The organism is Variovorax sp. 01T439_2 (assembly GCF_056398445.1).
The window spans coordinates 1-4,854 of sequence record NZ_JBFTPJ010000419.1; the positions used below are offsets into that span (position 1 = coordinate 1).

Annotated in this window: 5 protein-coding genes; 1 reads left to right on the forward strand and 4 read right to left on the reverse strand. The window is 70.4% G+C overall.

Going from position 1 to position 4,854, the window contains the following annotated elements; all coding sequences use genetic code 11:
* Positions 1-151: 151 nt before the first annotated feature.
* The 4 genes from AC1DOC_RS19275 to AC1DOC_RS19290 are packed head-to-tail and all read right to left on the reverse strand — an operon-like array spanning position 152 to position 4,602.
* On the reverse strand, positions 152-1,531 hold the full coding sequence (locus AC1DOC_RS19275) for an amidase (protein WP_478130299.1): 1,380 nt from the start codon (positions 1,529-1,531) through the stop codon (positions 152-154).
* A gap of 25 nt (positions 1,532-1,556) precedes the next feature.
* The gene (locus AC1DOC_RS19280; RefSeq protein WP_436299207.1) at positions 1,557-2,849 is read right to left on the reverse strand and encodes a TRAP transporter large permease; all 1,293 of its coding nucleotides are present in this window, start codon (positions 2,847-2,849) and stop codon (positions 1,557-1,559) included.
* Positions 2,846-3,508, reverse strand: coding sequence for a TRAP transporter small permease subunit (locus AC1DOC_RS19285; RefSeq protein ID WP_436299208.1), 663 nt, complete (start codon positions 3,506-3,508; stop codon positions 2,846-2,848). The genes AC1DOC_RS19280 and AC1DOC_RS19285 overlap by 4 nt, the downstream gene beginning before the upstream one ends.
* An 11-nt stretch (positions 3,509-3,519) precedes the next feature.
* Positions 3,520-4,602 carry a TRAP transporter substrate-binding protein gene (locus AC1DOC_RS19290; protein ID WP_012745279.1) on the reverse strand — a complete coding sequence of 361 codons (1,083 nt, stop codon included), beginning with the start codon at positions 4,600-4,602 and terminating at the stop codon, positions 3,520-3,522.
* 58 nt (positions 4,603-4,660) lie between these two features.
* Here AC1DOC_RS19290 and AC1DOC_RS19295 point away from each other — a divergent pair.
* Positions 4,661-4,854: hypothetical protein (locus AC1DOC_RS19295; RefSeq protein WP_478130300.1), on the forward strand; the 194-nt coding region annotated here is incomplete at its 3' end.

The window sequence follows — 4,854 nt, forward strand, 5'->3', positions numbered from 1 at the left end:
ATCGCCGCCAGCGTGGCGTCCTGGATGGCATAGGCCTCGGCGCGGCTGGCCGTCTGCAGCAGCGCCGAGGGCACGCGCCGGCCCTCGCGCCGCGCGAGGTGCAGCGCGTGCGCGGCGCTGGCGGGCGCAAGGCCGCCGGCCAGCGCCGCGCTCACAGGGCGGGAAAGCGCTGCCACGGATGGGCGCGTTCGAATTCGCGGGCCAGCGCCAGCAGCGCGTCGTCGCCGCCTTCGCGCGCGACCAGCTGCAGCCCCACCGGCAGGCCTTCGGCAAAGCCGCAGGGCAGCGCGATCGCGGGCRGGCCCACGGCGTTGACGAAGCCCGCGAACACCGCATGGCCGCGCGGGCCGACCTCGCGGCCGTCGATGCGCGGCGGATGGGTGTCGGCCGCGGGCCAGGGCAGCGCCGCGGTCGCGGGAGTCAGCAGGAAGTCGTGCTGCTCGAACAGGCCCGCGAGTTCGCTGCGCAGGCGCTCGGCCTCGAACAGCAGCTCGAACAGCTCGCGCGCCGAGGCGGCGCGGCCGGTTTCGGTGTTGGCCTGCATCGCGGGGCCGAACAGCGCGGGATCGAAGGGCCGTGGCGAGAGCTCTTGCGGATGGTCCACCAGCCAGGCCAGGCCCACCTGCGCGAGCAGCTGCCAGCGCTGGTTGACCGCCTCGGCCAGCTCGAAGCGCGGCAGCGTCGTGACCTCATGCCCGAGCGCGGCCAGGTTCCCGGCGGCGGCATCCACCAGCCGCGCGATGCGCGGGTCCACCGGGTGGTCCGCGAAGCGCGGCAGGTAGAGGATGCGCGCGGCCTTGGCTTTGTGCGGCGCATCGGCCGCCGCGCGCGGCGCGATCGCCCGCATGACCGCGGCCACGTCGCCCACGCAGCGCGCCATCGGCCCCACCACCTCGAAGTCCAGGAAGATCGGCGGCAGGCCATTGCCGCGCCGCACGCGGCCGCGCGAAGGCTTGAGCCCGACGAGGTTGGTGTGCGAGGCGGGCCGGCGAATCGAGCCGCCGCCGTCGGTGCCCAGCGCGATCGGGCAGCCGCCCGCGGCCACCAGCGCCACCGCACCGCCCGAGGAGCCGCCGGGCGTGAGCGCCGGGTTCCACGGATTGCCGGTGGGCCCGAACACCGGGTTGGCGGTGTAGCCCTGCATCGTGAACTCGGGCACGTTGGTCTTGCCGAAGATCACCGCGCCGGCTTCGCGCAGCCGCGCCACCGGCAGCTCGTCGCGCTCGGCGACAAAGCCGGCCAGCGCGCGGCTGCCCCAGTGCGTGGGCAGGCCGCGCACCTGCAGGTTGTCCTTGATGGTGGCGGGCACGCCGTCGAGCGCGCCGAGCGCCCGGCCCGAGCGCCAGCGCGCGGTGCTTTGCGCCGCGGCCTCGGCCGCGCCTTCGGCATCGAGCACCACCAGCGCATTGAGCCGCGGGTTCACTTCGGCCGTGCGCGCCAGGCAGGCCGCGAGCGCCTGCTCCGGCGTGAAGGCGCCGGCGCCAAAGCCTTCGGCGAGCTGGGCCGCCGTGAGTTGCCAGAGTGCTTTCATCGTGCGCTTGCCGCGGTGGTCCGGCTCACATGTGGCCCGGCAGCCAGGTCACCAGCTGCGGCACGGCCAGCAGCAGCAGGGTGAACAGGATCATGATCAGCGCATAGGGCAGCGCGCCGTAGATCGCGTCCTCGATGCCGCCCCTGTCGGGCCGGATGCCGTGCACCACGAACAGGTTCATGCCCACCGGCGGCGTGATGAGCCCGAGCTCGCACATCAGCACGATGAAGATGCCGAACCAGATCGGATCGACCCCCAGCGCGGTGGCGATCGGATAGGTGATCGGAATGGTCGCCACCTGCATCGACAGCACGTCCATGAACATGCCCAGCACCAGGTAGAACAGCATCAGCGCAAGGATCAGCCCGGTGGCCGACAGGCCCAGGCCCGAGACCCACTTGGTCATGGCCTCGGCCACGCCGGTGAGGCTGACCGTGAGGTTCAGCACGAAGGCCGCCACCACGATCAGCAGGATCATGCCGCTCACGCGCGCGGTCGAGACGAAGCAGTTGCGCATCAGCTCCCAGCTCAGCTTGCCCGAATGCAGCACGAAGCCCAGCGCCGCAATCACGCCGAGCGCGGCGCTCTCGGCCGCGGTGGCAATGCCGAAGTAGAGGCTGCCCATCACGATGCCGAACACCACCGCCGGCGGCACCAGGTGCACCAGCGCGCGGATGCGCGCCTCCAGCGGCACCTTGGGCTCGCGCATCGCGTTGCCGCTCGCCAGGCTGGAGCCCGCGATCCAGAGCATGAAGAATCCGGTCAGGAGCAGGCCCGGGATGATGCCCGCGATGAACAGCTTGCCGATCGAATTGTTGGTGAGCGAGCCATACACGATCATGTTCACGCTCGGCGGAATCAGGATGCCCAGCGTGCCGCCGGCGGCCAGGCTGCCGAGCGAGGCGCGCATCGAGTAGCCGCGGCGGTGCAGCGACGGCAGCGCCACCGTGCCCACCGTGGCGGCGGTGGCCACCGACGAACCCGAGGTGGCCGCGAACAGCGCGCAGCTGCCGATGTTGGTGTGCAGCAGCCCGCCGGGCAGCCGGCCGAGCCAGGCCGACAGCGCGATGTACATGCGGTCGGCAATGCCCGAGCGCAGCAGCAGTTCGCCGAGCAGCACGAACAGCGGCACCGAGGTCAGCAGGTTCTCGTTCTGCACGCCCCAGACCACGGGCGCGATCGAGTCCATGAACGGCGTGCCGTAGGCCGCGATGCCGCCGACGATGCCCACCAGCGCCATCGACACGGCAATCGGCATGCCGACYAGCATCATGCCCAGCATCGCGAGGAACGCGAGCCCTATGACGAAGAGGTTCATGGCTTGTTTCCTTCGCCGGGCTGCGGGGCCTGGCGCACCGCGAGGTCGTCGAGCTCTTCCTTGAGCTCTTCCTTCGCGCTCTTGGGATGGAAGTCGGTGTTCAGCGCCGCGATGTCGCCGCGCAGCAGCAGCTGGGTGGCGCGCAGCGCGAGCCCGCAGGCCACCAGCGCGAAGACCACGAGCCCCGCATACCAGACGCCCTGCGGAATGATCAGCGGCGTGGCCCACGGCGTCTGCGCGGTGCTGCGGTAGGCCATGGTGTCGCCGATCACCTTGAACGCCACCCAGCCGATGAACACCGCGAGCGCCGCCAGCGACACCGCCGAGATCCAGTTCAGCAGCGCCTGCACGCGGGCCGGAAACTTCTCGTGGAACACGTCGACGCGGATGTGGTTGCGGCCCATGAGCGCGAGGCTGAAGGCAATGGTCGAGCCCACCGCGAGCGCATAGCCGCCGAGCTCGTCCGCGCCCTGCAGCGAGATGTTGAACAGCTTGCGCGCGGCGGTCTCGATGGTCACGATGACCGACAGGCCGAGGAAGATCGCGCCGAAGACGGTGGCCAGCACCGTCTCCACGCGCGCCTTGAAGCTGGCGTGCCCCGGCGCACGCTGCGCTTCTTCAGGCGACGCGGCGCCAGGCTGCTGCGGCCGCTCGCTCATGGCCGCGCTGCTCACTTGTTGAGCCCCAGCACCGGCGCCACCGTGGCCTGCCAGCCCTTGGAGCAGCCCGGGTTCGACTTGTCGCAGACCTCGGCCCACACCGGCAGCGAGACCTTGCCGACTGCGCCGCGCACCAGCTCGAGGTCGGCCGGCGTGACCGGCACGTCGACCAGCTTGAACTTCTTGCCGGTGGTGCACGGGTCCCTGCCGGCGTTGCAATTGAGCGCGTCGCGGAACAGCTCCTCGGAGTACTTCCACACCTCGTCCGTCAGGCCGTCGAAGGCGGCCTTGAGCTTGGCCTGCTGGTCGGGCTTGAGCGCGTTCCATGACTTCATCGTCATGCCGTAGCCGTTGAGCGCCATCTGGAAGCCGATGGCCAGCTGGTGCGTGGTGACCTCGGGCCAGCCGGCCGAGTTGGCCGAGCTCGGCCCGGTGATGGCGCAGTCGACCACGCCGAGCGACAGCGACTGGTGCGTGTCGGCGAACGACACCGGCACCGGCGTCGCGCCCACCAGCTCGATGAACTTGGCCAGGTTCTGGTCGTACACGCGCACCTTCATGCCCTTGATGTCGGCCAGCGAGGCGATCGGCTTCTTGCAGAACAGGATCTGCGGGCCGAAGGGCCACACGCCGAGCAGCTTCACGTTGAACTGCTGCTGCAGCCGCGCATCGACCGTGTCGAAGTACGCCTTGGCCACCTTGCGGCCGGTGGCAAAGTCGGGCGCGGCGCCGACCAGGTCGAGGCCCAGGATCGTCGGTTCGTCGCGCGAGTTCTGCGACACGCGCAGCGAGACGATGTCGAACAGGCCCGCCTTCATCACGCGCAGCTGCTCGGTGTCCTTGATGCCGAGCGTGTCGATGGGCTTGTAGTCGACGTCGATCGGCAGGCCCGTGCGGGCCGCGAAGTTCTCGAAGAAGGGCTGTTCCTTGTTCTTCTGGATGAGCCCGGTGGCCAGCGGCTGGCCGATAGCCTTGAGCTTGATCCGCTCCTGCGCCTGGGCGGCGGGAAGGGCGAGCACGGTGGCCAGCGCGAGCAGGCAGGCCGCGGCGAACGGCCTTGGAAAAGAGGGCTTGGCAAGAGGGCGCAGCGGCATGATTTCTCCTGGAAGGGCAAAGGTGGGCGGATCGGCAAGGCGGCAATGCAGGAGGCCATTGAAGCGCGCCGCATGGCGCCCGCGCAGAGTTTTCCGCGCACCGGGAACGGCAGAAAAAATCTTTGCGGATCAAGCACTTGGCGCTGCGCGCCGGTGGAAGACGCGCGGCCGGCGGCTACTTCAGGCGCCCGCCGTAGGCCGCGGTGATCTCGTCGGCGGCGCCGCGCACCGTGGCGCCCAGCTGCGCGAAGT